This is a genomic window from Microcoleus sp. A2-C3, from assembly GCF_036706065.1.
Lineage (GTDB): Bacteria > Cyanobacteriota > Cyanobacteriia > Cyanobacteriales > Microcoleaceae > Microcoleus.
In genome coordinates, this window is record NZ_JAUBVX010000005.1 from 85,728 (window position 1) to 112,559 (window position 26,832).

At 44.4% G+C, this 26,832-nt stretch carries 23 protein-coding genes; 13 read left to right on the top strand and 10 right to left on the bottom strand.

All coding sequences use genetic code 11. The annotated features are described in order from the left end of the window. Window positions 1-54: 54 nt before the first annotated feature. Together QUB66_RS04945 and QUB66_RS04950 are read left to right on the top strand one after the other, a co-directional pair. A complete protein-coding gene (locus tag QUB66_RS04945) occupies window positions 55-864 on the top strand; it encodes a dienelactone hydrolase family protein (protein WP_332966655.1) in 810 nt (269 codons plus the stop codon). Window positions 865-1,071: 207 nt separating this feature from the next. Further along, entirely contained in the window at window positions 1,072-1,554 is a 483-nt protein-coding gene (locus QUB66_RS04950; protein WP_265233295.1) for a flavin reductase family protein, read from the top strand. A 63-nt stretch (window positions 1,555-1,617) separates the two neighbouring features. Here the strand turns inward: QUB66_RS04950 and QUB66_RS04955 are convergent, their stop codons facing one another. Continuing rightward, window positions 1,618-2,124, bottom strand: coding sequence for a pyroglutamyl-peptidase I family protein (locus tag QUB66_RS04955; RefSeq protein ID WP_265233296.1), 507 nt, complete (start codon window positions 2,122-2,124; stop codon window positions 1,618-1,620). Between the two features lie 212 nt (window positions 2,125-2,336). On the opposite strand from QUB66_RS04955, the gene hisH reads away from it, so the two are divergent. Beyond that, complete coding sequence (hisH, locus tag QUB66_RS04960; protein ID WP_265233297.1) at window positions 2,337-2,972, top strand: imidazole glycerol phosphate synthase subunit HisH; 636 nt, start codon at window positions 2,337-2,339, stop codon at window positions 2,970-2,972. Window positions 2,973-3,148: 176 nt separating this feature from the next. Here the strand turns inward: hisH and QUB66_RS04965 are convergent, their stop codons facing one another. Further along, window positions 3,149-3,373, bottom strand: coding sequence for a hypothetical protein (locus QUB66_RS04965; protein ID WP_265233428.1), 225 nt, complete (start codon window positions 3,371-3,373; stop codon window positions 3,149-3,151). Between QUB66_RS04965 and rsmD the strand changes: the two genes are divergently transcribed. From rsmD to QUB66_RS05000, 7 genes are all read left to right on the top strand, one after another. Continuing rightward, a complete protein-coding gene (rsmD, locus tag QUB66_RS04970) occupies window positions 3,285-3,785 on the top strand; it encodes a 16S rRNA (guanine(966)-N(2))-methyltransferase RsmD (RefSeq protein ID WP_332971210.1) in 501 nt (166 codons plus the stop codon). The two genes, QUB66_RS04965 and rsmD, sit on opposite strands and share 89 nt — an antisense overlap. Before the next feature lie 204 nt (window positions 3,786-3,989). Beyond that, complete coding sequence (gene glmM, locus QUB66_RS04975; protein ID WP_265233421.1) at window positions 3,990-5,450, top strand: phosphoglucosamine mutase; 1,461 nt, start codon at window positions 3,990-3,992, stop codon at window positions 5,448-5,450. Window positions 5,451-5,811: 361 nt separating this feature from the next. Further along, a complete protein-coding gene (locus QUB66_RS04980) occupies window positions 5,812-7,446 on the top strand; it encodes a glycosyltransferase family 39 protein (protein WP_332966654.1) in 1,635 nt (544 codons plus the stop codon). An 18-nt stretch (window positions 7,447-7,464) separates the two neighbouring features. After that, entirely contained in the window at window positions 7,465-8,439 is a 975-nt protein-coding gene (hpsN, locus tag QUB66_RS04985) for a hormogonium polysaccharide biosynthesis glycosyltransferase HpsN (RefSeq protein WP_265233299.1), read from the top strand. Window positions 8,440-8,476: 37 nt separating this feature from the next. Further along, entirely contained in the window at window positions 8,477-9,646 is a 1,170-nt protein-coding gene (hpsO, locus tag QUB66_RS04990) for a hormogonium polysaccharide biosynthesis glycosyltransferase HpsO (RefSeq protein ID WP_332966652.1), read from the top strand. Between the two features lie 43 nt (window positions 9,647-9,689). Beyond that, complete coding sequence (locus QUB66_RS04995) at window positions 9,690-10,037, top strand: hypothetical protein (RefSeq protein WP_265233301.1); 348 nt, start codon at window positions 9,690-9,692, stop codon at window positions 10,035-10,037. Continuing rightward, the gene (locus QUB66_RS05000) at window positions 10,034-10,213 is read left to right on the top strand and encodes a hypothetical protein (protein WP_265233302.1); all 180 of its coding nucleotides are present in this window, start codon (window positions 10,034-10,036) and stop codon (window positions 10,211-10,213) included. Before QUB66_RS04995 ends, QUB66_RS05000 begins: the two co-directional genes overlap by 4 nt. A 189-nt stretch (window positions 10,214-10,402) precedes the next feature. On the opposite strand, the gene QUB66_RS05005 is transcribed toward QUB66_RS05000, so the two are convergent. Then, window positions 10,403-10,975 carry an RloB family protein gene (locus QUB66_RS05005; protein ID WP_332966650.1) on the bottom strand — a complete coding sequence of 191 codons (573 nt, stop codon included), beginning with the start codon at window positions 10,973-10,975 and terminating at the stop codon, window positions 10,403-10,405. Then, on the bottom strand, window positions 10,968-12,257 hold the full coding sequence (locus QUB66_RS05010; RefSeq protein WP_332971209.1) for an AAA family ATPase: 1,290 nt from the start codon (window positions 12,255-12,257) through the stop codon (window positions 10,968-10,970). The genes QUB66_RS05005 and QUB66_RS05010 overlap by 8 nt, the downstream gene beginning before the upstream one ends. Window positions 12,258-12,356: 99 nt before the next feature. Here QUB66_RS05010 and hpsP point away from each other — a divergent pair, with 99 nt between their 5' ends. Further along, window positions 12,357-13,640 (top strand): hormogonium polysaccharide biosynthesis glycosyltransferase HpsP, encoded by a 1,284-nt coding sequence (gene hpsP, locus QUB66_RS05015; protein ID WP_265233305.1) that lies wholly within the window; start codon window positions 12,357-12,359, stop codon window positions 13,638-13,640. Between the two features lie 115 nt (window positions 13,641-13,755). Here hpsP and QUB66_RS05020 read toward each other — a convergent pair whose 3' ends face one another. The 3 genes from QUB66_RS05020 to QUB66_RS05030 form a co-directional block, all read right to left on the bottom strand. Continuing rightward, window positions 13,756-14,316, bottom strand: coding sequence for a TerD family protein (locus QUB66_RS05020; protein WP_265233306.1), 561 nt, complete (start codon window positions 14,314-14,316; stop codon window positions 13,756-13,758). A gap of 233 nt (window positions 14,317-14,549) precedes the next feature. Beyond that, on the bottom strand, window positions 14,550-14,954 hold the full coding sequence (locus tag QUB66_RS05025) for a DUF4359 domain-containing protein (protein WP_265233307.1): 405 nt from the start codon (window positions 14,952-14,954) through the stop codon (window positions 14,550-14,552). A gap of 242 nt (window positions 14,955-15,196) precedes the next feature. Further along, the gene (locus QUB66_RS05030) at window positions 15,197-16,162 is read right to left on the bottom strand and encodes a M48 family metallopeptidase (RefSeq protein ID WP_265233308.1); all 966 of its coding nucleotides are present in this window, start codon (window positions 16,160-16,162) and stop codon (window positions 15,197-15,199) included. Window positions 16,163-16,381: 219 nt separating this feature from the next. Here QUB66_RS05030 and QUB66_RS05035 point away from each other — a divergent pair, with 219 nt between their 5' ends. Beyond that, entirely contained in the window at window positions 16,382-16,933 is a 552-nt protein-coding gene (locus tag QUB66_RS05035) for a 1,2-dihydroxy-3-keto-5-methylthiopentene dioxygenase (protein WP_332966644.1), read from the top strand. Window positions 16,934-17,217: 284 nt separating this feature from the next. On the opposite strand, the gene QUB66_RS05040 is transcribed toward QUB66_RS05035, so the two are convergent. Further along, a complete protein-coding gene (locus QUB66_RS05040; protein ID WP_332966643.1) occupies window positions 17,218-18,840 on the bottom strand; it encodes an NAD(P)/FAD-dependent oxidoreductase in 1,623 nt (540 codons plus the stop codon). 394 nt (window positions 18,841-19,234) lie between these two features. On the opposite strand from QUB66_RS05040, the gene QUB66_RS05045 reads away from it, so the two are divergent. Next, the gene (locus QUB66_RS05045) at window positions 19,235-19,840 is read left to right on the top strand and encodes a chorismate lyase (RefSeq protein WP_332966641.1); all 606 of its coding nucleotides are present in this window, start codon (window positions 19,235-19,237) and stop codon (window positions 19,838-19,840) included. Window positions 19,841-19,943: 103 nt separating this feature from the next. On the opposite strand, the gene QUB66_RS05050 is transcribed toward QUB66_RS05045, so the two are convergent. After that, on the bottom strand, window positions 19,944-21,242 hold the full coding sequence (locus QUB66_RS05050; protein ID WP_265233312.1) for a cytochrome P450: 1,299 nt from the start codon (window positions 21,240-21,242) through the stop codon (window positions 19,944-19,946). A 200-nt stretch (window positions 21,243-21,442) separates the two neighbouring features. Further along, window positions 21,443-26,761 (bottom strand): PAS domain S-box protein, encoded by a 5,319-nt coding sequence (locus QUB66_RS05055; RefSeq protein WP_332966639.1) that lies wholly within the window; start codon window positions 26,759-26,761, stop codon window positions 21,443-21,445. Window positions 26,762-26,832: the final 71 nt, after the last annotated feature.

The window sequence follows — 26,832 nt, forward strand, 5'->3', positions numbered from 1 at the left end:
TTACTAATTACCAATTACCCATTACCCATGAAAGATTTAACTCGCAGAGAATTTATGACTATCACCGCATTAACCGCCGGATTTGCCTTAGCAGTTCATCCGATTGCGGCTGCCGTTATCAATACGGATGCTGCTGGTTTAGTTGCAGGTGAGGTAAAAATTCCGGTAAAAGATGGCTCAATTCCAGCCTACAGAGCAATGCCCGCTACTGGGAGCAATTTTCCAGTAATTTTAGTAATTCAAGAAATCTTCGGAGTTCACGCCCACCTTCAAGATATTTGCCGCCGTTTTGCTAAATTGGGCTATTTAGCGATCGCCCCAGAAATGTTTGCCCGTCAAGGTGATGTTTCTAAAATCACCGACATTCAAGAAATTATTAGTACAGTTGTCTCCAAAGTTCCCGACGCTCAAGTTATGTCCGATTTAGATGCTACCGTAGAGTGGGCGCAAAAGTCAGGAAAGGGCAATATTGATAAGTTGGGAATTACCGGATTTTGCTGGGGAGGGCGAATTGTTTGGATGTATGCCGCCCACAACCCAAAAGTCAAAGCTGGCGTGGCTTGGTACGGGCGTTTGGTTGGCTCTTCTACGGCTTTGACTCCCAAACATCCGATAGACATTGCAGCAACTTTGAAAGTGCCTGTATTGGGGCTTTACGGCGACAAAGACGAGTCAATTCCCAACGATACCGTCGAGAAAATGCGGCAAGTTCTCAAAACAGGCAGCAGCGGTTACGAAATTGTGCTTTATGCAGATACGCCGCACGGTTTTAACGCTGACTATCGCCCCAGTTACCGGGAAAAAGAAGCTGAGGATGCTTGGAAACGGATGCAAGATTGGTTTAAGAAGCACGGAGTTGTTTGAGAGTTTTAAATGTTGAGTTGTGAGTTAAAATTTACTAGCTTCTCGCTTAAAAATGTTTAGTTAACGAACCGCGAAGACGCGAAAAGCGCGAAGTTAGAGAAAGAAGAGAAAAAGGTAATATTGCCGATCGCTCTTAAGACAGTTGGGTTTGTGAGCCGGACATTGGTAAACTGGGCTGTGTAGAATTATCGATCGACAGGTAAGCCCGTGTTAGACGAACAAGCTAAAAAGACCATCCTCCGCAAAATCCCTCACGGATTGTACATCTGCGGTGTCAAAGACGGGGAGGAAGTCAACGGTTTCACCGCTAGCTGGGTGATGCAATCTTCCTTTACCCCTCCCTTAGTCGTCAATTGCGTCAAGCAAGACTCCAAATCCCACGCCATGATCAAAGCCAGCGGTGTCTTTGCTTTGAGTTTTCTGGAAGAGGGACAAAAAGAGTTAGCCCAGAAATTCTTTAAGCCGCAGCGCCGCGTTGGCAATAAATTTGAGGATGTAGAATTTTATGCTGGGGCGGAAACTGGCTGTCCGATTATTTCGGACTCTCTGGGTTACATCGAGTGCAATGTTGTCGGTGCTGTGGAACACGGGGATCACACGGTTTATGTGGGAGAAGTTATCGGTGCAGGGGTTCACCGCGAGGGATCTCCGTTGCAGTTAGAAACCACTGGTTGGAATTACGGCGGTTAAAGACTTGGCAGTTGGTAACTGGCAGTTGGCAGTTGTCAGTTGTCAGTTATCAGTTGTCAGTTGTTAAGAAAGGCGAGTTAAAATTAATAAAAAATCGGCGATAATTTTGTCGGCATTTTCTTCTGTCAAAATTGGTACGTGTACGAAAATACATTTGGTGCTAAGTTGAGAATCTGCAAGGTGTTTTAAAACCGCATAATATAGGGCTTCGCATACAAATTTTCCGGCTTCGTGACTGATTTCTGTGGTTGCTAAATCAGCGATTAATGATTCGAGATTGACTGCTGTTTTCAGCATATCTGTATCGCAGCAAGCGCAGGATTCTATGGTTAATTTTTGTCTGCTTTCTGCCATGCCGCAGCAGATAATGGTGTCGGGTTGGATTTGGTTGATTTGGGCGATCGCCAAATTGGGCGCTGACTGAAAATCTACGGGCAGTTTCCTCAAAAAAGTCAGGGAATCAGCCAAAGATTGAATTTGAGAAATCTTGGCTAATAAGTCGTCAGAAGAGTTTGATTTCTGATGGGGAAGCCAAGTATTAAATGATGTTAATAAAAATTTGGTTGTCATAAATGATTGGGAATTGGGAATTGGGAATTGGGCATTGGGCATTGGGCATTGGAAGTAACAAATAACCATTCGACCCTTCGACTACGCGAGCGGGGACAGCACTAATGACTAATGACTAATGACTAATGACTAATGACTAATTACTAATTACTAATTACTGATGACGTTTTGTGCAATAATACCGCTATCGATCATATAAGGCAAGTAAGTCAATGTCTGTCATCGCAGTAGTAGACTATGACATGGGCAATCTGCACTCGGTCTGTAAAGGCTTGGAAAATGTGGGTGCAGTGCCAAAAATTACGGATTCTCCGGCTATAATCGAGCAGGCGGATGCGGTGGTTTTGCCGGGAGTGGGTTCGTTTGACCCGGCAATGCAGAATTTACGATCGCGCAATTTGATAGAACCGATAAAAAGTGCGATCGCGTCGGGGAAACCTTTTTTAGGCATTTGTTTGGGTTTGCAAATTCTGTTTGAAAGTTCCGAAGAAGGCGTAGAACCGGGATTGGGCGTGATTGCGGGAAAAGTACGCAGGTTTCGCTCGGAACCGGGGTTGACAATTCCACACATGGGATGGAATCAATTGGAATTTGCTCAGCCGAATCTGCCACTATGGGAAGGTTTACCCTCTGAACCTTGGGTTTATTTCGTGCATTCTTATTATGTTGATCCGGTTGATTTGGAAGTGCGATCGGCAATGGTGACTCACGGTAGTCAAAATGTGACGGCGGCTATCGCTAAAGGCAATCTGATGGCTGTGCAATTTCACCCGGAAAAGTCTTCGACTACGGGATTGCAAATGCTGTCAAATTTTGTCAGTCTGGTGAGGGCAAAGGTAGCTGCTTAGGCGATTTGTGCAAAACCCGGTTTGTGGTATGAACCGGGTTTTTAGAGTTTTCAAGGATACCATGATCGAAAAAAAATGCAACTGTAAATCTGCTCCAAACCCATATCCAGTAATTCATCCATAATTCTAAATTTTGAAATAGTAAATCTACCTAATTCAACGTAAAATACGGATCGCTAAAAAGCTTGATGTCTTCTTCCGTCTTCCTTCTTCCTTCTTCCTTCTTCCTTCTTCCTTCTTCCTTCTTCCTTCTTCCTTCTACTTATGAGTCTGAGAATTTGCGGCAACCGCCAAATCAAAACTCTGCCGGGACTGGCAACTCGCCCGACACTGGCGCGAGTCAGAGAGGCTTTATTTAATATTTGGCAGGGGACGATCGCAGATTGTAGATGGCTTGACATTTGTACCGGCAGTGGTTCGATGGGTGCAGAGGCTTTGTGTCGCCAAGCCGCAAGTGTTACTGGTATCGAACAGTCGGCGAAAGCTTGTGCAATTATCCGCGAAAACTGGGAAAAAATAGCAGATTCTTCTCAAGAAGTCCAAATATTGCGGGGAGACGCGATCGCAAAATTGACGGCACTAGCGGGACAGCAGTTCGATCGCATTTACTTCGATCCGCCCTACGCCAGCGACTTGTACGAACCTGTGTTAAATGCGATCGCCAGCCAAGAAATGTTAGCACCACACGGCGAAATCGCGATCGAACACAGCCCGGAGCGATCGGCACAACCGATACCTGGCCTAGAAATTTGCCGCCAGAAAGTGTACGGCAATACAGCATTAACCTTCTATAGCCCAATACGGTTCCGATAAGAAGACGGGGCGGTTGAAACCGTACGTCTTATCTTCAGTCCGCGGAGGCGGACTTCGTTTGTGTAGACGCGGTTTCAACCGCCGTCTTATTGTCAACTGAACTGAGCAATCCCCGAAATAAATCGAGTTTACGCTGAAAATAAAGACTTTCAGTTGTAACATAAGTTGCAAAGTGTGAGTGTGAATATTCCTAAAGGAGTGAATATGGTTCAGACACCTTCGCGCCATCGTGGTAGCGAATTTCCGGCTGCTAACTCAGTACAGCCAGCCAAACGCGATAGTATTCTGTTGGGAAATAGCCTCTCCCTACCAAATACTAAACTCTTTGGCACAGACGGCATTCGCGGGAAAGTTGGAGAATTGCTGAATGCACCCCTAGCCCTGCAAGTTGGCTTCTGGGCTGGACAAATTATGCGCCAAAATGCCCCCAACCAGGGCCCGGTTATTTTAGGGCAAGACAGCAGGAATTCCAGCGATATGCTGGCAATGGCACTGTCAGCGGGTTTGACAGCCGCCGGTTTGGAAGTGTGGAATTTGGGATTGTGTCCGACTCCCTGCGTTGCTTATCTGGCAAGCATTTCGGATTCTGTCGGCGGTGTGATGATTTCGGCTTCTCACAATCCCCCAGAAGATAACGGGATTAAGTTTTTTGGCTCAAACGGCTCTAAGCTGTCGCAGCAGTTGCAGGAACAAATCGAAGCGGGAATCCGGGGGGCTAAGGTTCCGGTTGCTAGTTTTGCTTTGGGACAACACTACCACCGCCAGGAGTTGGTGAAAGATTATGCTGCTTCTGTCTCTGATTCGCTGCAACAGATGAATTTGTCGGGAATGCGGGTGGTTTTGGATTTGGCCTGGGGGGCGGCGGCGGGTTTAGCGCCGGCGGTGTTCGAGCAAATGGGGGCGGATGTGATCTGTTTGCACAACTCTCCAGATGGATCTCGCATTAATGTTAACTGCGGTTCTACTCATCTCGAAAGTTTGCAAGCGGCGGTTTTGGAACACAATGCTGATTTGGGATTTGCTTTTGACGGTGATGCCGATCGAGTTTTGGGTGTTGACAACAAAGGTCGATCGATTGATGGCGATTACATTCTTTATCTGTGGGGCCGGCAGTTGCGCGACTCCGAACAGTTACCGGATAATTTAATTATTTCTACTGTAATGGCTAACCTCGGCTTTGAGCGAGCTTGGGAAGAATTGGGGGGCAAACTAACTAGAACGAACGTGGGAGATCAGCACGTTCATGCTGAAATGCAGCGCACGGGTGCGATGTTGGGCGGCGAACAGTCGGGGCACATTCTTTGTCCGCATTTCGGTATCAGTGGCGATGGTTTGCTGACAGCTTTGCATATAGCTTCGCTGGTGCGCCAATCCGGGGAATCTTTAGCGCAATTGGTCAGCGGCAGTTTCCAAACTTATCCGCAGTTGCTGGTAAATGTGCGGGTGGACGATCGCGAAAAACGGCTAAGATGGCACGAGTGCGAACCCATGCAAAAGGCGATCGATCGTGCTAACACTGCAATGGGAGAACAGGGACGGATTTTGGTTCGCGCTTCTGGCACTGAACCCCTGATCCGAGTTATGGTGGAAGCTGCCAACGCCGAATTGGCTAATTTCTGGACTGAAAATTTAGTCTTAGCTGTTCAGAAACACATAGCTATTTGATGGAAGAAGGAAGAAGGAAGAAGGAAGAGGGAAGAAGCCTTCATCGTGTCAACTTAAGTCGGAAATCCTTTGTATCTCTCGTTTATCGCCGAGGCCTGATCCCCCTAAATTCCCCGGATAGTCGGGGAACTTTGAGAATATTCTTGTCCCCCCTTATTAAGGGGTTCCAGGGATATCTAGGCCTCGACAATAAACATTAGGCTAATATTAAGCTTGAGATTAAGTTGACACAAATGGCAAGAATCCTCTAGAGAAATATAGGGAATATTGAAACCAATTTTTCATTCTTATTCCCTCATCCTGATTCCCTCTAGACTAAACAACTAAATCCTTCTTTCTTGATTTCCTCATTTTTGATTTTATGAACAGCAAATCAATTCAAAATGGGCTGGTGCATCGAACTTCGTTAAAACTTTTAATTGTTATCATATTAATAACTGGGATATTTTTTAGATTTACAAACCTCGATCACAAAGTCTACTCTTTCGACGAATCTATCACGTCGCTGCGAATTTCTGGCTATACCTGGACGGAAATGGTACAGCAAGATTTTCAAGGAAAAATAATTAGCGTCGCCGATTTGCAGCAAAAATATCAGCAAATAAATTCCGAAAAAAGTTGGTTGGATACTGTTAAAGGTTTAGCTACAGAAGAACCTCAATTACCGCCGCTGTATTTTATATTAGCCAGATTCTGGGTGCAGTTGTTCGGCCCGCAAGTGGCGACTGTCAGAAGTCTTTCCGCTTGGATTAGTTTGCTAGTTTTTCCCAGCATTTATTGGCTATGCTGGGAATTATTTCGATCTACTTCTGTGGGATGGGTTGCTGTGACAATCACCGCTGTGTCGCCGTTTCACGTCTTGTACGCGCAAGAAGCAAGACCGTACATGATGTTTGCAGTCCTTGTCTTGCTGTCGAATGCCATTCTGCTGCGGGCGATCGCCCTACAAAAAACTCCCGCCACATTTAAATCAAAATCTAAATTGAGCAAGGCTGTTTGGTCTATTTATGCGATCGCCCTGACGCTAGGACTGTATTGTAGTTTATTATTTTTTATAGTAATATTAGCCCACGGTATCTACGTAATTATCAATGAAAATTGGCGTGTTAGCCAAACATTAATAGCTTATTTACTAGCTTCAGCGGCAGCAACACTCATTTTCTTACCTTGGATTTTCGTATTAGTTTATAACTCGCCCAAAATCGCTGCCACAGTAGGCTTGCCCCGTCTTTCTCTCTCGGTCATGTCTTCACTTAAATCTTTGATTCTTATCACCTGCCGTAATTTTGTTGACACGCATTGGGCAGGCGGAATAATTAAATTAGGTGCGAATAATATTAATGATTTACCGAGACTAATTGTAGCAGTTATATTAATGTTGTCGATCGTATATTCAATCTACTTCATTTGCTACTCAACTCCCAAGCGAGTTTGGCTGTTTGTCCTGACAGCCATCGCAATTACAGCGATAGTATTGATAGCAGTAGGAGGCGTCGCCGATCGCTATCTAGTTCCCTATATTTTAGGAATTCAGCTAGCTGTGGCTTACCTGTTTACCGCTAAAATTGTAGCCGCCACCAATCCCCGACAACAAAAGCTGTGGCAGCTCGGCTTAATAGCCCTAATATCAAGTGAAATAGTTTCTTGTGCCGTTAGCTCACAATCACAACTTTGGTGGAACAAGTATCCTTCTAGCACTAAATACAATCCCCAAGTAGCAGCGATTGTCAATCAAGCCCAAAAACCTTTATTAATTAGTCACGGAGGCAACAACCTTACCGGAAAAATAATGTCTATCAGCTATTTACTGAAGCCACAAACACAGCTTTTACTAGCAGTTAAACCAGAGCAAGTCAAAATCCCGGATGGTTTTAGCGATGTATTTATCTACCGAAGCACCGAACTATTGCAATTTGAACTAGAAAAAGTGCAAAAATATAAAATCATACCAATTTACAAACCGGGCGATGTGTGGCTTTGGCGTTTAGAGAAATAACAAAAGTGGCAACTGCGAATGATGATTTCTGTTGTGATACCTACCTACAATCGCGAGCAACCCCTGCGAGAGACATTGGCTGATACGATTCGGCAAAATTACCCGAATTTTGAAGTGTTGGTAATCGATCAAACTCGTACCCACGAATCGGAAACTCAAGTTTATTTAGAGGAATTGGCAAATGCGGGAAAAATTCGGTGGTTTCGGGTAAATTGGGCGAGTTTGCCGGCGGCGAGAAATTATGCCGTGCGACGCGCAGTTGGAGAGATTATTTTATTTCTTGATGATGATGTACAATTGCCGGATGGTTTTTTAGCTGCTCACGCTGCCAACTATTTAGAAAAACCGGATGTGGGTTGTGTGGCGGGTAGGGTATTTGACAGAATGAAATTGGATTTTTCTGGAGGTGATTTGGCGATCGACTTTTTGCCCCCAGAAGCGATGGATGCGGGCATTGCTTGGTATTTTATCGATTTGGTGCATACAGTCAAAGCGCAGCAGGTGCTCTCGGCTAGAGGCTGTAATATGTCGTTTCGCAGGCAGGTTTTTGCCGAGTGGGGTTTGACGTTTGATGAGCGGTTTGTAGGGAGTGCGGTGCGGGAGGAGTCGGATTTTTGTTTGAGATTGCGATCGACTGGCATGAAAATTTGGTACGATCCCAATGCCTGTTTAGTTCATTTGGGGGAGGAGAGCGGCGGATGTCACGATGTCAGCACGCGATCGATCGCATATCAAGTCACATTTTATCACAACCACTTTCTGATGGGATTGAAAAATTTAACGACCTTTGAATGCCTGCGATTTTTCGCCAAACTCTTTGACTGCCACGTTTTGGGGAAGCCACCTTGTCATAAAAGCCGATCGCCCATTAAAATTATTGTTCGACTTACTTTTTATATCCTCGGCTTGATTAGCGCCATCAATACATTAATTCAGTCCCTCTGGAACGACGGACAAATTTACACTCATCAAGATCACATTAACCTTAAATAATTACAATTATCAACTACCAATTACCAATGACTGAACAATGAGAATCTTGGTTGCCAGCCACACCTATATAGTTGACATAAATAGGGAAAAATTTAAAATATTAGCCAACCTAGAACCAGGCATTGAAGTAACAATTGTAGTGCCGCGACGCTGGAAACCCGGAGGCGTACAAAATCAAACTATTGAAACCGAATTTTATCAAAAAGGCTCATTTAAAATAGTTCCCATATCCAATTTTAGTCAAAATAATCAAGGATTGCTAACATTTGGCACAGATATAATTAAACTATTGCAGGAATTCCAGCCGCAGATTATCCAAGTCGAACAGGGTTCAAAATCCCTAGCCTATACCCAATTAATTATACTCAATAAATTATTAAAACTCCAAGCGAAAAATATATTATTTACCTGGTGGAACCTGCCTTATAAATTGAAGTGGCCCGTTTCAGTCTTAGAAAATTACAATCTCAATCACACTGACGGAATTATTGTCGGCAACCTAGACGGAGCTAAAATTTTAAGGCAGCGGGGCTACACAGGTGCGATGGCAGTAATGCCGCAACTCGGAGTAGATGAAACTTTGTTTCGCCGCACTGGTAAAGACGCTGATTTATTGCTAAAATTAGGCATTGAACCGACCGATTTTGTGGTAGGATTTGTCGGGCGATTTGTCGAAGAAAAAGGACTACTAACTTTAGCTGAATCATTGGCGGGATTGAAAAAACTCCCTTGGAAGTGGCTGTTAGTAGGACAAGGGAAATTGCGATCGCACCTGGAACAAAAATGTATAGAATGGGGCATCAGCGACCGAATAGTCTGGATAGAAAGCGTTTCCCACGAAGCAATACCCCCCTACATTAATTTAATGAACTGCTTGGTATTACCATCGCAAACCAGCTATAAATTCAAAACTTTGACTACTGTGGGCTGGAAAGAACAATTTGGTCACGTTTTAATCGAAGCGATGGCCTGTAAAATTCCGGTTATCGGTTCCGACTGCGGGGAAATTCCCCACGTCATCGGCGATGCGGGCTTAGTCTTCCCGGAGGGAAATGCAGCGGTTTTGCGCGATTGTTTGCAGAAATTGATGGAGCGGCCGGAGTTTGCTGCTGATTTGGGCGATCGGGGTTATCATAGAGCCATGACCAATTATACAAATCAAGCCTTAGCTGAGCAGTTGTTAGACTTTTACAAAGAATTGTTGTAACTTTTAGCAGTATAATCCAAGTATCAAATCACAACTGTTGCAAATGTCTATTCCTTCCGAAATACGACCTTTGGTTGAGCAGCTCTACGAGGTACTAAACGATACCGAGAGCCTTGCAACGCAGGGACTTTTTGCACTTAGAACAGCAATGTCTCTTTTTCCAGAAAATGAAATACTGATGCAATACTTTTCTTCGATAACTAATTTTCAATTCTGTGTAATAGGTACTCGCTTACAAGCAGAGAACATTGTGAGCAATATATTGATGGCTGGTGTTCCCGATGCAGATGTTCAAAAAGCAGGAGATTATTTAGCAGCCTTGCTACGTATAGCTCCTGAATCTAAAATGATGCTCGAAAAAGTAATTGAAAAATTAGAGGTATTGTCATGAAACAATTACCAGATGAAAGCGTACTGCTGGAAATTCTTGAAATTGTGAAAGCTGCTGAAGCCAAAGCCAGTGAAATGTATGAATTTTCCAAGAAAATATCTCACAATACCCAAATTACAGCAACCAAGAGAGAGGAAGCTGAACAGCTAAACGGGCAGCCTTTTCCAGATAATTAAATTTGTAATGGGAGATGTTGGTATGTTGATGTAAAAAACGATCCTCCATGCGAATTATCCAAATTATTCCCTCAATTTCCCTAAACCCGGGTTCCTACGAGTTTTGCGACGAGTCACGAGAAATCACGCAAGAAAACGGGTTTGTGAGGTCTTTTGGTAATCAGATGTATGTAGTGCTAAAATCATTCATCAATCAGGAATAAAACTGTTAAGTTCTTCGACTAGCAGATGCACTGTTGTTGAAGGATTATCACTTTCAGGATTGGGGCGATCGTATTCCAATAAAAGCCGTTTTGCGTGTTTAATCGCATCCTGCTGTTTGCTTTTGAGTTCCTCATAAATCGTCTCGCTGTTTTTCTGAGACTCGTGTCCGAGCAACTTCGTCAACATATTTTGATAATTAGTGCGAGAAATTCCAGTATTATAAAAGCCGTTATTTTTGGCAAGAGTCATAGCTGTATTAAAATTTTGCGCGTCGTGAGAATTTTTACCGTTAATATCGCGATCGAACACACACCAAAATCTGTCTGTTTCGTCGTATTCTGAGTCATTTTTCAACTCAATAGCTTTTTCTACTAAACTCCTCGTGTTTCTCCCTTCTCCCTTGATATCCAGCTTAATTACCGTTGTGTCTACCGGAAAACTTCTAAAATAGTTGGGTTCTGTTTTCTCACCTTCGCACACAATTAAAAACCATTTTCTACTTTTAACTTTTCGGTTATAGTAATCAATCTTTCTTCCAGACGAACTTTTTTTACCCATGAAGTTCACCTATAAGTTCTTTAAAATTACCAATAAAAGGGATAGCGCCATACTTACCAATAATGTAATCGCGCTCAAATGAGGCATTTTTTCCTACTTTATACTCCACCAAAGAGTACAAATCAGTAGCCCCCTTATTGTCCTTCTCCGTAAACCATATTTGATCCCTGCGAAAAGTCTTGCTGCTGAGCAAGTTTGTGTCGTGTGTCGTGAATATAAGCTGTGCGTTGTGCGGATTAGTCTCATTAGAATTGAATAAGCAGATTAATTCGCGAGTAATCAGCGGATGAAGTCTGGCATCAAGTTCATCAATTAATAAAAATTTTCCTGTTCTTAAAGTATCCAGTAGAATGCCTGCTAATGCAAATAGTTTGTTTGTTCCCTCGGATTCATGCTTTTCCATATCGAATAGTTCCATAGAAGTTTGCTTACCATCAGCATCATATTTGGGGTGAGATGTGTACACCGTGGTTTTGATTTCCGAATAAGGGTATAAACTACTATAGGAACCCCCGTATTTTGCTGTATTATCATAAATAGAAAATACGGAAGTATTCACCCGAACAATATCTAAAATACCTAAGTCTAATTTTTTGATAAATTCAACAATATCGTGTCTGTGCCCAGCGTTCTCAAAAGATTCTAAAGTTTCCTTGCGGTATTGTGTATCTTGCAAGCCTGATATCAATTGCAAAGTTTTACTGAACCACAGCAGAATTTGGCCAGAAGTTTTGCCATTAAATTGTGCAACAACAGAAAGAAATAAAGCATTACTTCTGGTTTTATCGCTAATGCCTTGCCCCTCCGGGAAATTATCTAATATAAAATTGTCAAAATCCCGTTCAAAAAGCATTTCTTCTTCACTGTCATCAGCTTGAAATAGCCACTCAGAAACAACTTCCCGCGCGTTCACCTCAAAACCGTACCTAAAAGTTTTGTCTTCTAGTAGAAAAACGATTTCAAAGAAAGACGGCTCTTTTTCTGTCTCCGTACTTAGCCTGAATGCTTCAATATCGATTTTCTCTGAAACTTGCGTTTCTTTGGATGAATTGAGGACAAACCACTTCATAAAGCGCAGGGCAGCAACAAGATTGCTTTTGCCACTGGCATTGGCTCCATAAATAGCAGCACTTTTAAGCAATTTTAATTTACTACGCTCAATTTCAAAGAGATTGTTTTCGTCAAGCTCTCGATCGTCCTCAGTAATTGACGAAGCTACCATGCTGAGGGTGACAGTTTCTTTAAAAGATTTGTAGTTACCTACGCTGAATCCAATCAGCATAAAGTGCCTCCGATCGCCTAAATTAGTATAAGGTGCAAAACTTGCACTTATTTCTATAATAACACAACAAGCTACCCCAACTAATAACAAGTGGTAATCATGCGAATTATCCAAATTATTCCCTCAATTTCCCTCGTCTACGGCGGCCCGAGTCAAATGGTATTGGAACTTTCGGCCGCCCTAGCTTCCCAAGGCGTTGATGTCACAATTATCACCACAGATTCTAATGGAGATATCGGTCAACCTCCCTTAGATGTGCCATTAAATCAACCAATCAAACAAAACGGTTATCAGATTATTTATTTCCGCTGTTTTCCGTTTCGTAGATATAAGTTTTCCCTGAGTTTATTACAGTGGTTGAATGAAAATATCGAACAATTTGACCTCGCTCACATTCACGCTTTGTTTTCGCCAGTAACTACTTTCGCTGCTACAATTGCCCGATATCATAAGTTGCCGTATATTATCCGTCCCTGCGGTATGCTTGATCCCGCAGATTTGCAGAAAAAAAAGTGCTTGAAACAGATTTATGCTGCACTTTTAGAACGCCCTAATTTGGCAGGTGCGGCAGCAATTCATTTCACTAGCAAACAAGAAGCTAAAATTTCAGAAAGATTTGGTTTGGAGAGCACAGGCAAGATGCCTGTGCCACAGGATTTTGTGCCACAAGATAGCACAGGCAAGATGTCTGTGCCACAGGATTTTGTGCCACAGGATAGCACAGGCAAGATGCCTGTGCCACAAGATTTTTTGTCACTAGATTTGGTGATTCCATTGGGAGTGACGGCAGATTTTTCTCCTGAACTATTGCGGAATTCTGAAATACCAATCATATTATTTATGTCGCGGATCGAACCAAAAAAAGGATTAGATTTGCTTATCCCGGCACTGGAAAGTGTTTTAGAAGATGGCATAATATTTCATTTTATTTTGGCAGGCTCCAATCCGCAAGATGCTGATTATGAAACAAAAATTAAACAAAAAATACAAAGTTTAAGTTTAGGAAAATCTACCATAATCACTGGCTTTGTTAGCGGTGATTTAAAAGCGGAAGTGTTGAGAAAGGCAGACTTATTTGTGTTGCCTTCCTATTATGAAAACTTTGGTATTGCTGTAGCAGAAGCGATGGCGGCTGGTGTACCTGTTGCTATTTCCGATCGCGTACACATCTCCGACGACATCCAGCAAGCAGAGGCTGGGTGGGTTGCGCCTCTGGAGGTAGGGGCGATCGCCTCCACGATCAAATCAGCACTCCTGGCACCACAGGAACGCCAGCGCCGGGGCTTGAACGCGCAAGCTTATGCCAAAAAGCACTACAATTGGGAGGCGATCGCCCAACAAACCATCGAAGCTTACCAGCACATTTTGGCATCGATTAACTAACGTAACTGAAATTTACCTTTTACTTCTTTTCCTGCGGCGAGTTTTTGTGCTGCTGCTATCAGAATCTGTCGGCGATATTTGGGCATCGCTGCTTTGAAGCAGTGTTATTGCTATTTCAGCTACAATACTTGTCAACAAAACTCTGCAATCCAGCTTGATATCCTTCTCCTACCGCCTGAAATCTCCACTCTCCATTCTTTCTATACAAACGACCAAATTCTATAGCAGTTTCTCGCGTAAAATTCTCTTTTAATTCATACCGAACAAGTTCGATTCCCGTATCCAAATTGACAATCTTGACAAAAGAATTTATGATATTGCTAAAATTTGCATTAACTTTCTGTGCTTCGTGAATAGTGACAACAAAAGTTATTTCCACAATTTCAGGATTAACTTTTTCTAAGATAACGCCGTAAATAGTCTTATTTTCTTTACCTGGGTTGTTGTTTTCAGGAATCGATTGCAGTACCGAACCGTCACTGGATTGCAGATTATTGTAAAATATCAAATATTTATCGTTAGGTACTTTGCCGTCAGCACCTAGCATAAACGCAGAGACATCAATCTCGTAGCTTTTTCCTGCCTCTGTCAACTGCCAACCGAGGGCGATCGCCATTTTTTTTAAATCCGGCGCTTCTTTAGAGATATTAAATCTCTCACCCTTACTTAATTGCATTGCCATCTGCTTATTTGTCAAACATAAACTTTTATAGTACCAATGTTAATATTAAGTGGCACAAGAACTTTTCATCTTTAATAAAACTTAATATTTTGCGTCTCAGAGCGGGCTTGATTAAAAATATGTGCTGCCTGTATCCGAATTTATTGAGATTGACTTACATAAAATTACGTAAGTAAAAACCGGGCTTTATCCAAAACCCGGTTTCTACAATTGAACTTAATTTGACTCTACTTTTGAGCATTTTCAGAACTAGGTGGCAGGGTAACAAAATTCCCAAAAGCTCCAACTGTTTGATAGCTTTTTTTGCCCAGTTGAGTTGTGTAAATGCTGACAATGCCTAAGTTCTGACGTTCCGTTGTATTGTCGAGCAAGTGTTCGATCGATCCGCGCTGCGAAGTCAGCAAAGTCTCTGCAACGCCACTCAAAGCTTTGGGTACGCGAGAATCATTGCGCACAGTGTTTTTAAACTCGGTTTCGAGCACGCCGGAAGCATAAGTTAGGTATTTGTCTCTCGGAGGATTTGTAAATACCATGCCAGCAGCCAGAACAGTTAGGGCGATCGCAACTTTGCCCACATTACCGAAAAAATTAGAAGTTGGTTTGTTAGTATTCATGGCTTTATCAATAATCATTTTTTCTTAGCCCGGTTGAGTTATAAGCTGATCTTAATTTAAACTACACCTCCTCAGAAACAGATTTCAGAAAGGAGAGGACAGTTTTTAGATTGGAGGCCAGTTGCGAGTAAGTCTCTCACTAGCCTGTCTTCCTTATACTTTCCTCCCTCACCCAAATCCGGTAAATTTTCCCAGACTTACGCAAACAGTGGTTGAAGGCGCTAATTATAGCCGCTAGGTGCTTGCGGCACACACTAAAGTTATTTTTGGTTAGATTTTTGTCGATCGATCTCCCGCTGCAATTCTTCAATCTGACGGCGCAAAGCCTCCGTCTCACTGTTAGATGTTTGGGACTTCACATCAACCGCACCCTCAGCCACAGCCCGCTTGTAGTTTCCCAGCTTAATTTGGCGATATTCTTCCGAACTCGCCCAATCTCGCAAATACCGCAAACGTTCCACCGGGAAAGGGTGACTCAGCATCACACCTTGGCCGCCGTTGTAAAGTAAAAATTTATACACTTGATTGAGATTGTCGCGATCGAGTTCTTGATAATTGTCAGACTGGCGGATAAACTCTTGCAAACTGCATTGGTCAGCATATTTACTGCTAACTCCCGCAAGTTTCATCATCGTCTTCATCACCCCGTTCAAATCATCCGTCACCAACAAAGCCGCCCGATCCGCCGACAATTCCGCCTTGCGCCGCCACTCATAAAAAGCAAAAATTAAACCGCTACCGACAATATTTCCCAGCCCAAAAGTCATCTCACCAATTGTCGATGCAATGCTCATCGCCCACATCGCCATTTGATTTAAAGTTGGATGCCCGCATTTAATGTGTCCCAACTCGTGAGCCAGCACTACCTTGATTTCTGCCTCGTCCAACAAGTCTAAAAGACCTGTGTTTAACACTATGTAGGGCTGATTTTTTCCGAGAGCATAGCTGTTAACGGCGGGATTTTGAGAAACAAACAAACCGGGTTCTGGAAAAATATCTAAGTCCTGCACGCACTCCCGAAAAATGTGATAAATGCTGGCATATTGGCGCGGGCCGACTTGGATGCTATTTCCCATTAGGTAAACGAATTGCGGTCGTTCGTAGACAAATTCTACAAATTTGCTGGCAATTAAGTCAAATCCAGGTACGCTGCGTAATGCTGTCTCGGCTTGGCGATCGAGCGGATGCTGAAATGCTTCGCTAGAAATTCCAGTATAAGTAGGCATGGTTGTTGTAAAAGTTACATGAATAAAATCAGTATGCCTGACCACCGGCGGTGGAGACAGACACCTAACTTATCAATCTTATCGCGACAAAATTGAACTCTTGTGGAACAGGCCGTTGGTGTCTGTGCAAATCAGAGTTAAAATGGTTTTTCAGCCGCAGGCGCGATCGACAAAGGTATTTCGCCGTGTCTGTTTATCAGAAAATTGGAACGTGCAAAAATGGCTATCCTGCGACACGAAAACGGTACAACCTACACTCAACTCAGCGACATTACCCGCGAACTCGCTCCCTTAAACATTCAACTCAACCGCTGGCCAGTGGGTGAGAGTCCAGAAATTCACAATTTGTTAGCGAAAGATGCGCTTAGCGACACCGAAAAAGAGCAAATCCTGCAAGCCCTCGACGGCTACTTCCAACAACTCCAGGAAACCGCAGGCTATCAAGAACGCGACTTAATCGTACTGCATCCAGACATTCCCAATATCGACACTCTGCTGTCCAAATTCGACAAGTGCCACATTCACGCTGACGATGAAGTGCGTTATATCGTAGCAGGCGAGGGCATTTTCGGCTTCGTGCGGCCCGATGGCAGCCAAGTCGAGCTCACTGTACAGCCAGAAGAATTTATCAACGTACCGGCGAATACGGAACACTGGTTTTATTTGACTGCGGCCCGAAAAGTTAAAGCTGTGCGATATTTTACCACCACAGTCGGCTGGACGCCGGAATACACGGATACGGAAATTCGATCGCGCTTAGCTACTGTTTGAAAAGGTTTGATCGTTCGGACTTTAGTCCTCGGTTGTTATGCGGACTGAAGTCCTCACTACGAACCAATTTTATTAAGGTTATACCATTTTTCTAAAGATGTGCTGATGAAGTCTGAAGCCCCCCCGAACTCGCGGGGGGCGGGGGGGTAATATCTAGCGCTACTTGAGGAAATTGGTATTAGTAGTGAGGACTTTAGTCCTCGGATTTTATGCGGACTAAAGTCCTCACTACGAACCTGTTTTATTGATTTATTGTTCTCAGTTAAACTTTCCTCTACATTCTGTCAAATTTGGTGATTTGAAGATTGCAAAATACTCAAAGCAACGGCCTCCGCCACCTTAATCCCATCAATCCCCGCCGACAGAATACCACCCGCATATCCCGCACCCTCCCCAGCCGGATAAAGACCTTCTGTATTCAAACTCTGATAATCCTCCTTGCGCTTAATCCGAATTGGTGAAGAAGTGCGCGTTTCCACCCCAGTCAAAACTGCATCATCCATCGCAAATCCTTTAATCTGTTTGTCAAAAGCCGGAAGTGCTTCGCGGATGGCTGCGATCGCATAATCCGGCAAACTTTCGCTCAAATCAGTCATCACAACTCCCGGCGTATAAGAAGGCTGCACGCTTCCTAGGGCGATCGAAGGGCGATTCGCTAAAAAATCTCCCACAAGCTGCCCAGGGGCGTTGTAAGTACCTCCTCCTAACTCAAATGCCCGTTCTTCTAGGCGACGTTGAAGCTCAATTCCCGCCAAGGGATGACCGGGATAATCTTCCGGCGTGATACCCACGACAATCCCACTGTTAGCATTGCGTTCATTGCGAGAATATTGACTCATCCCGTTAGTGACAAGTCGCCCCGGTTCCGATGCAGCCGCCACTACCAAACCACCGGGACACATACAGAAACTGTAAACAGAACGGCCATTTTGGCAATGGTGCACCAGTTTGTAATCGGCGGCACCTAAAAGTTTGTGGGCCGCGCGATCGCCAAAACGACAGCGATCGATCAACTGCTGCGGATGTTCCACCCGAAAACCAATAGAAAAAGGTTTAGCCTCGATGTAAACACCGCGCGAAAATAACATTTCAAAAGTATCGCGGGCGCTGTGTCCCACCGCTAAAACAATATGATTACTCGCAATATATTCTCCGCTGGCTGTGGTAATTCCCTGCACTTTGCCATTTTCGATGTGGATATCTTCGACACGAGTTTGAAAACGAAATTCTCCGCCTAACGATTCAATTTTTGCCCGCATACTTTGGACAAGTCCCACCAGCTTAAATGTACCAATATGCGGCTTATTAATATATAAAATTTCCGGTGAAGCTCCCGCATTCACGAGTTCCGTTAGCACCTTGCGCCCGTAATGCTGGGTATCTTTAACTTGGCTGTAGAGTTTTCCATCGGAAAAAGTACCCGCACCACCTTCGCCAAACTGAGCGTTAGATTCTGGGTTAAATTCGATTTTTTTCTTCCAAAATCCAAAGGTGTCAACTGTGCGATCGCGCACTGCTTTGCCGCGTTCTAAAAGGATGGGGCGAAATCCCATTTGTGCCAGCATCAGCCCTGCAAAGATACCGCAGGGCCCCGTACCGATCACAATGGGGCGGGGAATCGTCAAATTGCTGGGGGCTTGCGCTACATAGCGATAACTCGTGTCTGGTGTTACCATCACATGAGGATCTTTTTTGAAGCGTTGGAGAAGTTGTTTTTCCTGTGTTGCCTCTACATCCACAATATAGACAAGGAGGATTTCTGCTTTTTTGCGAGCATCGTAGCTGCGCTTAAAAATGCTATAGCTGAGCAATTCTTCGGGGAGAATTTGCAGCTTTTTGACTATGGCGCTGGCGATCGCACTTTCAGGATGATCTAAGGGAAGTTTGATTTCGGTTATTCGTAACATATGGTAGTTGTCTGTTGTCTGTTAACTGTTAACTGTTAACTGTTGTCTGTTAACTGTTGTCTGTTAACTGTTGTCTGTTAACTGTTGTCTGTTGTCAGTAGAAAAATAGACTAAAATCAGTCTAATAAAAGTATTTAAGAATTATAGCCTTTCTCACATTCGTGAGGTACGAATTTTGACATAAAAAGCTTGCTATTGTAAGGGTTGTAGCATAACTCAGCATACCTCATCTTTCTGAGAAACGCTATATGCACTGGTAGCTAAAAAGGGTTTTTTTCGTCCAAAACCCGGTTATGAGAGTCGGAGTGCGATCGCGAAGTTTATTATAACTATTTGACTTGAGATAATTGCAGAAGCGTTATAATAAACAAAAAATTAAGTTTTGTAAAGACCCTTGACTGCAACATTTACACCCAAAAACAGCCAAACCTGGCACGCTCTTAACCCCCTTTGGGAAGGAGCAGAAGACGCTGTACAGAAGGGTTTACCCCACACTCAGCTAGCGCCGGCATGGCAAATACTGCTCCTGGGCGACGGTTCCCCCACCCGTCACCTGCAACTGCTGACAGGGGAACGGACAGAAGTAGACGTAATCGATATGTCCTTGGTGGGTGACGATGCAGACGGCGCGCCCCAGCAAATTGTCGCGGTTCCGGGGCCCCGCCTGCGCCGCCAAGTGTGGCTGCGGACAGCTTCGCGACAGCGCCTCGCCTACGCGACTTCTTGGTGGGAAGCGAGTCACGTAGATGAATATTTAGAAAATAAATCTTTGCCAATATGGGCTAGTTTAGGGCGGCTGCGGACAGAGTTGTATCGCGACGTACAAGGCATTTATTTCGGCGATTCGGCGGTTTTGGAGTCTGCTTTTGAACAATCGGGGCCTTTTTGGGGGCGACATTATTTGTTTTGGCATCACGGAAAGCCATTGACTCTGATTTATGAGGTGTTTTCGCCTTATTTAACTAAGTATTTGGGGCCGATGCAATTGGATGTTGATTGAGACTGAGATCTTGCACCATTACCAATAAGGCTTTCAGGGCGGGCTAGGAGCAACGCCCCACAAGAAAATTTACCCGATTGTGGAACAGGCATCTTGCCTGTTCTTAAGAATAGTTCCGCCGAAACTTCACTCGCAAACCGTCGCGAGGATGAGGCATCGGTATTGTGATCAAATTCAAATCTTGATCCGGTAACAGATCCCACTCGTACTCCCGAACCATCTTTGCTGCAAACAACTTCATCTCTAATCGGGCAAATTCTTTGCCCAAACATTCTCGCAAACCGCCGCCAAAGGGCACGTAACTGAAAGGTTTAGCCGATCGCTCCGAGCTAAATCGATCGGGGTCGAATCGCTCGGGTTCAGGATAAAGTTGACTATCCTGATGGGTTTGAGTAATCCCAGAAACCACGCTCCAACCCTTGGGAATTTCATAGCCGCCGAACTCACAAGCATTAATTACTGTCCGAAAAACACCTCCAGCCGGTGGAACTAAACGCAGCACTTCTCGCATAACCTGTTCTAAATAAGTCATTTGTTTGAGCTGTTCCAATGTTAGGGGTTCAGTTGCGGGGAACTGCTGCTGTTCGGCCCGCACTTTTGCCATTACATCGGGGTTTTGAGCCACGAGAAGACAAAAAGAGGCGATCGCCGAAGTTAAAGTTTCGTGTCCCGCAAACAACAGCAACAGCACTTGATCTTTTAACTCATCCAAACTCAAACTATTTCCCTCGTCATCGCGAGCCGAAATCAGCAAACTCAAAGCATCATTGCCGCTAGGGGTTCCTTGTTGGCGATCGCGAATAATCTTTTCCAGTTCTGCTAACAGTAACTTTCTGCTATTTTTCGCTTTGCCAAACAGAGTCCAAGGCAGATCTAAAGGAATCGAAAATAAACCCTTAGACCAAGTTTCAAAATAATGTCCTAGCGCCGTTTCCGAACCCTTTTCTATCCCTACTAACAACTTACCCGCCACATCAAAAGTATAATTTTTCAGTTCAGGATACCAAGTCATGGTTTCCATTTTGACCCATTTTTCCAAATAGCGCTGAGTGATATCTTCCATCGCGCCGATGTAGCCGGCTAAAGCTCGTGGCTGAAACGCTTGGTACAGCAACTTGCGCCGATTTTGGTGGTTAGCACCCGTTTGCAGCGACAAGGAAAGCGGCCCTAAAAGCGCTTTCGTGCTCGGAGGAAAACTCACAACAAAATATTGGTTGTCATTGCTTAAAACAAACAAATTCGCCTCTTGGCCACGCACAAACACGGTAGGCTCTCCGAAAATGCTAGTTTTGAAAATGGGCCCGTACTGCTGGTGGCGTTTTTTGGCAAATTGGGAATCTTGCAAAAAGTTGAGGGTATCGCCAATTAGGGGTAAACCTAAACTGCCGGGAGGTAATGCCATATCTGATTTTTGATTTTTGATTTGTGATTTTTAATATCATATCAATTTTAGTTGGAGAGTGGGTAATACGCACCAGACAAATTTATGGTAAAATAACTTTTATCTGTTGGGAGCCTGTAGGGTGCGTCAGTTTTAAGGTTAGTACCAAAAAATCGGGTTTTCCAACTGACGCACCTTAGTAATTTTGCCGACAAACCAATTTAATTCTCTGTCCTTTTAATCGGAATCTCGATCGCAAATTCAGTACCTTTCCCGATCGCCGAAAAACAGTTGATTTTACCTTTGTGTTTTTCGACAATAATTGAATGGGAAATTGCTAAACCCATTCCCGTTCCCGAACCGATCGGTTTTGTAGTATAGAAAGGGTCGAATATCCGCTGCTTGATTTGATCGGCGATACCTGAACCGTTGTCAGCAATTCTAATCGCAACGCAATTACCTTCTACCTCTGTACGAATGCGGATACTTCCCGGATTTTTGGGCGGATGTTGTAAAGCATCGATCGCGTTAGCGATAATATTCATAAATACCTGATTCAACAGTCCGGCGTAGCACTCCACCAGCGGCAATTCTCCGTATTCTTTAACGAGTTGAATGGCTGGGCGATCGGGCTGAGCTTTCAGACGGTGTTCTAAAATCATTAATGTACTGTCGATGCCTTCGTGAATGTTAACATTTTTCATGTCAGATTCATCGAGACGAGAGAAATTTCGCAAACTCAGCACGATATCCCGAATACGAGTTGCTCCTACCTGCATCGAAGATAGCATTTTTGGCAAGTCGTCTAGCAAGAAATCCAGATCTAAAGCCTCTATTTCCTGCTGAATAACTTGACCAGGTTGCGGGTATTCATCTCGATACATTTGCAACAGTTTCATCAGGCTTCCGGTGTATTCTTCGGTGTAGGTAAGATTGCCGAAAATAAAGCTGACCGGGTTATTGATTTCGTGGGCAATTCCTGCTACCATCTGACCGAGACTCGACATTTTTTCTGCTTGCACGAGTTGGGTTTGAGCTTGCTGGAGTTCGCACAGAGTTGCTTCTAGTTGGGTAGTTTGTTCTTGCGCTATCCGGGCTGAATCGACGCTTTGTGTGTAAAGTTCCGCTTGATTAATGGCGATCGCCAATTGATTGCCCACCGCCACTAATAGTTCCACTTCCTCATCGCTCCAACACCGCACAGCGCTACAAGCGCTACAGCAAATTGCCCCTATTTTACCTGAAGATGTCTGAAGGGGAATCTCCAGCAGAGACTGTAATCCTATACACCTGAAAAAATCCCGCTCTACTAGATCGGGAACAGTCTCAAAATCATCGATCCGAATTATTTCTAAATTGGCAATTCGCTCGGCTTGAGAACCAGTTGCACTAATAGGAAATGCACCTAAGAGCGAAGATAAATCGGCATTTTTTGCTTCGTATTGCACGTCCCAAACAGGCGGAGCGCCATCTGGCAAATACCAAATAAACACGCAGCGATCGAGCATCAGCAAGTCGCGAATTTGCTGCACAGTTGTTGCCAAAATAGTATCTAAATTCAAAGATTGGCGGATGTTGCTAGCTAGTTGGTTCAGCAATATTTCCTGCTCCGCTAATTTGCGAAATCTCGCTTCCGACTCTTGCAACCGTCTTTGAGATTCTTTTTGTTTTGTAACGTCCAAACCCAAACCTATCAAGCCGATCGCCCTGCCACAATCATCTTTGATTTGAGTTTTAATTGTCTCGAACTGGTGATACTCGCCGTCAGCCAACAGGAGCAATTCTTCAGAATAACAGGGAGTATCTTGGCTCCACGCTTGCGCGTCAGATGCCATGCAGTTAGCAGATGCTTCTAATCCCAAAACTTCGGAATAGTGAGAGGCTGCTAAAAATTGATCTTCGGATACAGCCACATCTTCGCAGAAAGTTTTGTTGACTAATAACATCCGCCCGCTAGGATTTGCCATCCACACCCAGATCGGAGCGTTGTCAATAATTGTCCTCATAGTTTGCTTTTGGGCGGCGAGAGCCATTTCTGTTTGTTTGCGCTTGATTCCCAAGGCGATCGCATCAACACTTGATGCTAAAGCAATTAGTATTGATTCCTGCAACTCATGGCGAGCAAACATCACGATTACTCCCAGCAACTGATTGTCAACAATTAGCGGATATCCAGCAAAAGCTATCATTCCTTCTCGTTTCGCCCATTCTTTGTCACTGACTCTGGGATCTGTTTCCACAGAATTAGTGATGTGAGGTTTTCGCTCTCGGGCGATTAAACCAATCTTGAACTGGCCGACAGCAATGCGGCTGTGAGCGCCGTCAATGTGAGTATACATCCCCCCGCTTGCTTGCATTTCTAAGACATTTTCCTGTTCGTTCAGCGTCCAAATCCGAGCCAACGCAGCATCCAAATGGCGCACAACTGCATCGGTGCATTTTTGCAAAGTTGCAGGTAAACTCTGGTTTTGAGTGAGAGAAATTCCAATATCTGCTGTGAATAAAGAAATTTTCAATTGTTCTGCTAAACTTTGTTCTGCTTTTTTGCGCTCTGTCACATCTGTAGCAGCACCGAGACGCTGCTTGATTTTTCCCGACTCGGTTCTACTAAATATAATTTCGCGGCTGACGAACCAGTGCCAATTATTTTGTTTGTCGCGCACCCGATATTCGTACTCAACAACCTCGCCGTCGGGAGTATGTTCTAATTGGTGCAAATATTCAGGAAATTGAGCTAAATCTTCAGGGTGGACAATGGTCTGCCACAGATTGCTGCCCATTGTGGCAACTTCTTCGAGGCTATAGCCTAGAGTGCCAGCGAGTTCGCGGTTGCTGTAGACATTTCGCTGCTCGATATCATCGTAAACATAGAGAATATTTGGAGTTGCATTAGCAATGCGCTCGACAAAATGCTGGCTCTCTTGCAGGGCTGCTTCTGCTTGTTTGCGCTCCGTAATGTCGATCGAATTACCAATTATGCGGTAGATGCTGCCATAGGCATCCCGCAGCGGTGTCAGAGTGACGATATACCAGCGTTCTGCGCCTTCCAACTCGGCGCTGGTTTCGTAAGCAATCGAGCTGCCGGCTGTCAAACAATCTACGTAACTTTGTCGAAAAATTGCTGCTATTGGCGGGGGAAAAATTTCTTCTGGGGTTTTGCCTTTGAAATCGGCACTCAAAATACCTGTAGACGCTTCTGCAGCAGCATTCCAGCCAGCGTAGCGAAACTCTCCTTCTGCGCCGACATCTATTACGAAAATAGGTTGATTAGAGCCGTTATAGATGCTGTTTAAAAATTCTTCTTGTTCGCGCAATTGGATTTCGGCTTTTTTGCGTTCTGTAATGTCGCTGCAACTGCCGACAACGCGATAAATTTTGCCCAATCCGTCCCGCAGGGGAGTCAGAGTTGTGATAAACCAGACTTCTTGACGGTCAAAACTAACGGGATATTCGCTGGAAATTGAGCTGCCTTTTTCCAGACATTCGATCAAATTCTGCCGGAACATTTTTGCGGTAATTGGATCGAAAAGCTCTTGGGGAGTTTTGCCGCGCCCGAATTCGCTGCTGATGCCGCCGAGTAAGTCGGCTGCTGGATTCCAACCGGCGTAGCGAAACTCTCCATCTGCGCCGATATCTATTACGAAAATACTGTATTCTACGCCGTCGTAAATGCTGCCCAAAAATTCTTTTTGCTGCAGCATTTCTTGTTCTATGATTTTGCTCTCTGTAATATCCGAGTGTATTCCCACCCACTGGCGAACGCTGCCGTCTGCGTTCAATAGGGGCACAGCGCGCACCCTCATGTACCTGTACTCGCCGTCGTGCCGCAGCAAGCGGTGTTCTACTTGGTATAAGGTGCAGTTGGCAAGTGCATCAGACCAAATCGTTGCAGTATGTTCTCTGTCGTCTGGATGGACATGATTGAGCCACCTCCATCCTTTGATTTCGTCGTAAGTCGCTCCTGTGAATGCACTCCATCCTGGTTGTTCGGTGACAAATTCGCCTGCTGCTTTGGTATCCCAAGCAATTTGGGATGTGGCTGTAATTAAGCAGCGGTAGCGTTCCTCGCTTTCTTCCAGGGCTGTTTCTGCTTGTTTGCGATCGCTAATATTGCGAGTAACTCCGACTACACCGATGATGTTTGCGGCTCGATCGCGCAAAGGACTTTTGGTAGAAAGAAATGTCAGGATGTTACCATCGCTATCTTTTCCTGCTTCCTCGATCGTTTCGTCAATCCCCGATTGCCGCACCCGGCGGTCATTTTCCACCAGCATATCTGTAATCTCCGGCGGAAATAATTCTGCATCTTTTTTGCCAATAATTTCCGATTTTGGCAAGCCAATAATGGCTGCTGCCTGAGAATTTACCAATAGGTGGCGGCCCTGAATATCTTTGACAAAAATGCTGTCGCCTGTACTTTCGATGACGCTTTCAAATAGGATGTTTTTCTCTAGTAGCACTGCTTCTATTTCTTTGCGATCGCTGATGTCGCGAGATATGGCAACTAGGCCGATAATATTTTCCTGAGAGTCGCGCCAAGGGTATTTCGCTGTTAGAAACGTTCGCACAGCCCCGTTTTGTGGTATATCTTCTTCATAAGTCAAACATTGTCCGGTAGCAGTCACTCTGCGGTCTTCTTCGATAATTTTAGTGGCTATTTCAGCGGGAAATAATGCTGCATCGTCTTTGCCTATAATTGCCTCGATCGGTTTTCCTAAAAATTGAGTTCCCGCAGAATTTGCGATCGCGTACCGGCCTTGAATATCCTTGACAAAAATGAGATCCGGCGTACTTTCTATCACGGAACGCAAAATAGAATTGCTCTGCTGGAGCGACTCTTGGACTTGTTGGCGATCGGTAACGTCGCGACCGATCGCATACATCAATTCTTCCTCGCAGAAAGGGCTAGCATTCCAGGCTATCCACTTGTAAGACCCATTTTGACACCGCCAGCGGTTTTCAAACCCAACGGTATTGTTTCCCGTAGCAATGCTTTCAGCTTGTTTTAAAGTAGTTTCGCGATCGTCTGGATGCACGAATTCAATGAAGAGTTGGCCAACCATTTCGGCTGGGGAATAGCCGAGGATTTTTTCGGCTGCTGGGTTGATGCGTTTGAAATAACCGTCAAAACCAATGACGCACAGCATATCTGGCGAGAGACTAAAAAAGCGATCGCCACCGTCGGATTTGCCCGATCGGCGATCGTTTTTCTTAGCAGCAGAGGCTTTCCATCCCGCCGCCGCTGCCGCCAGCAGGACAATATTTGCTATTGCCAAAAATGCCAGGGCGATCGGGCGATCGTACAAACCACAGGCACCGCCAGCTACCAGCAACCCATTTAGTACAAGCAGTACAACTATCAAAACTGAGAATGCGCTGCTGCGGGCGATCGCCCCTAAGCTGATGTTTTGTTTATACAGCATTCTGGATTTGGTCTTTTGTTTTCTGTTGACTTCTGCGATCGTGATTTCTCTCAACTGCATTTGCAGAAAGTGGAACAATTTATTATTTGTTTTTTTGATATGAACTGAATCTGTCATTTGTTCACTCCAAAATTAAGAGGAATATTTGCTATTGAGAACTTACAATAAAAATGTTCAAATAGTGTAAA

Excerpts from the sequence above, each read along its gene's own strand:
- hpsO (WP_332966652.1), top strand. The coding sequence starts at position 8,477 with ATGAGAATCTTGGTTGCCAGCCACACCTATATAGTTGACATAAATAGG.
- hpsP (WP_265233305.1), top strand. The coding sequence starts at position 12,357 with ATGCGAATTATCCAAATTATTCCCTCAATTTCCCTCGTCTACGGCGGC.
- QUB66_RS04965 (WP_265233428.1), bottom strand. The coding sequence starts at position 3,373 with ATGTCAAGCCATCTACAATCTGCGATCGTCCCCTGCCAAATATTAAAT.
- QUB66_RS05010 (WP_332971209.1), bottom strand. The coding sequence starts at position 12,257 with ATGCTGATTGGATTCAGCGTAGGTAACTACAAATCTTTTAAAGAAACT.
- hpsN (WP_265233299.1), top strand. The coding sequence starts at position 7,465 with ATGATGATTTCTGTTGTGATACCTACCTACAATCGCGAGCAACCCCTG.
- QUB66_RS05040 (WP_332966643.1), bottom strand. The coding sequence starts at position 18,840 with ATGTTACGAATAACCGAAATCAAACTTCCCTTAGATCATCCTGAAAGT.
- QUB66_RS05050 (WP_265233312.1), bottom strand. The coding sequence starts at position 21,242 with ATGGCATTACCTCCCGGCAGTTTAGGTTTACCCCTAATTGGCGATACC.
- QUB66_RS05020 (WP_265233306.1), bottom strand. The coding sequence starts at position 14,316 with ATGCAATTAAGTAAGGGTGAGAGATTTAATATCTCTAAAGAAGCGCCG.
- QUB66_RS04945 (WP_332966655.1), top strand. The coding sequence starts at position 55 with ATGACTATCACCGCATTAACCGCCGGATTTGCCTTAGCAGTTCATCCG.
- hisH (WP_265233297.1), top strand. The coding sequence starts at position 2,337 with ATGTCTGTCATCGCAGTAGTAGACTATGACATGGGCAATCTGCACTCG.
- QUB66_RS05025 (WP_265233307.1), bottom strand. The coding sequence starts at position 14,954 with ATGATTATTGATAAAGCCATGAATACTAACAAACCAACTTCTAATTTT.
- QUB66_RS05055 (WP_332966639.1), bottom strand. The coding sequence starts at position 26,761 with ATGACAGATTCAGTTCATATCAAAAAAACAAATAATAAATTGTTCCAC.
- QUB66_RS04955 (WP_265233296.1), bottom strand. The coding sequence starts at position 2,124 with ATGACAACCAAATTTTTATTAACATCATTTAATACTTGGCTTCCCCAT.
- QUB66_RS04980 (WP_332966654.1), top strand. The coding sequence starts at position 5,812 with ATGAACAGCAAATCAATTCAAAATGGGCTGGTGCATCGAACTTCGTTA.
- QUB66_RS05000 (WP_265233302.1), top strand. The coding sequence starts at position 10,034 with ATGAAACAATTACCAGATGAAAGCGTACTGCTGGAAATTCTTGAAATT.
- QUB66_RS05035 (WP_332966644.1), top strand. The coding sequence starts at position 16,382 with ATGGCTATCCTGCGACACGAAAACGGTACAACCTACACTCAACTCAGC.
- glmM (WP_265233421.1), top strand. The coding sequence starts at position 3,990 with ATGGTTCAGACACCTTCGCGCCATCGTGGTAGCGAATTTCCGGCTGCT.
- QUB66_RS05030 (WP_265233308.1), bottom strand. The coding sequence starts at position 16,162 with ATGCCTACTTATACTGGAATTTCTAGCGAAGCATTTCAGCATCCGCTC.
- QUB66_RS05005 (WP_332966650.1), bottom strand. The coding sequence starts at position 10,975 with ATGGGTAAAAAAAGTTCGTCTGGAAGAAAGATTGATTACTATAACCGA.
- QUB66_RS04995 (WP_265233301.1), top strand. The coding sequence starts at position 9,690 with ATGTCTATTCCTTCCGAAATACGACCTTTGGTTGAGCAGCTCTACGAG.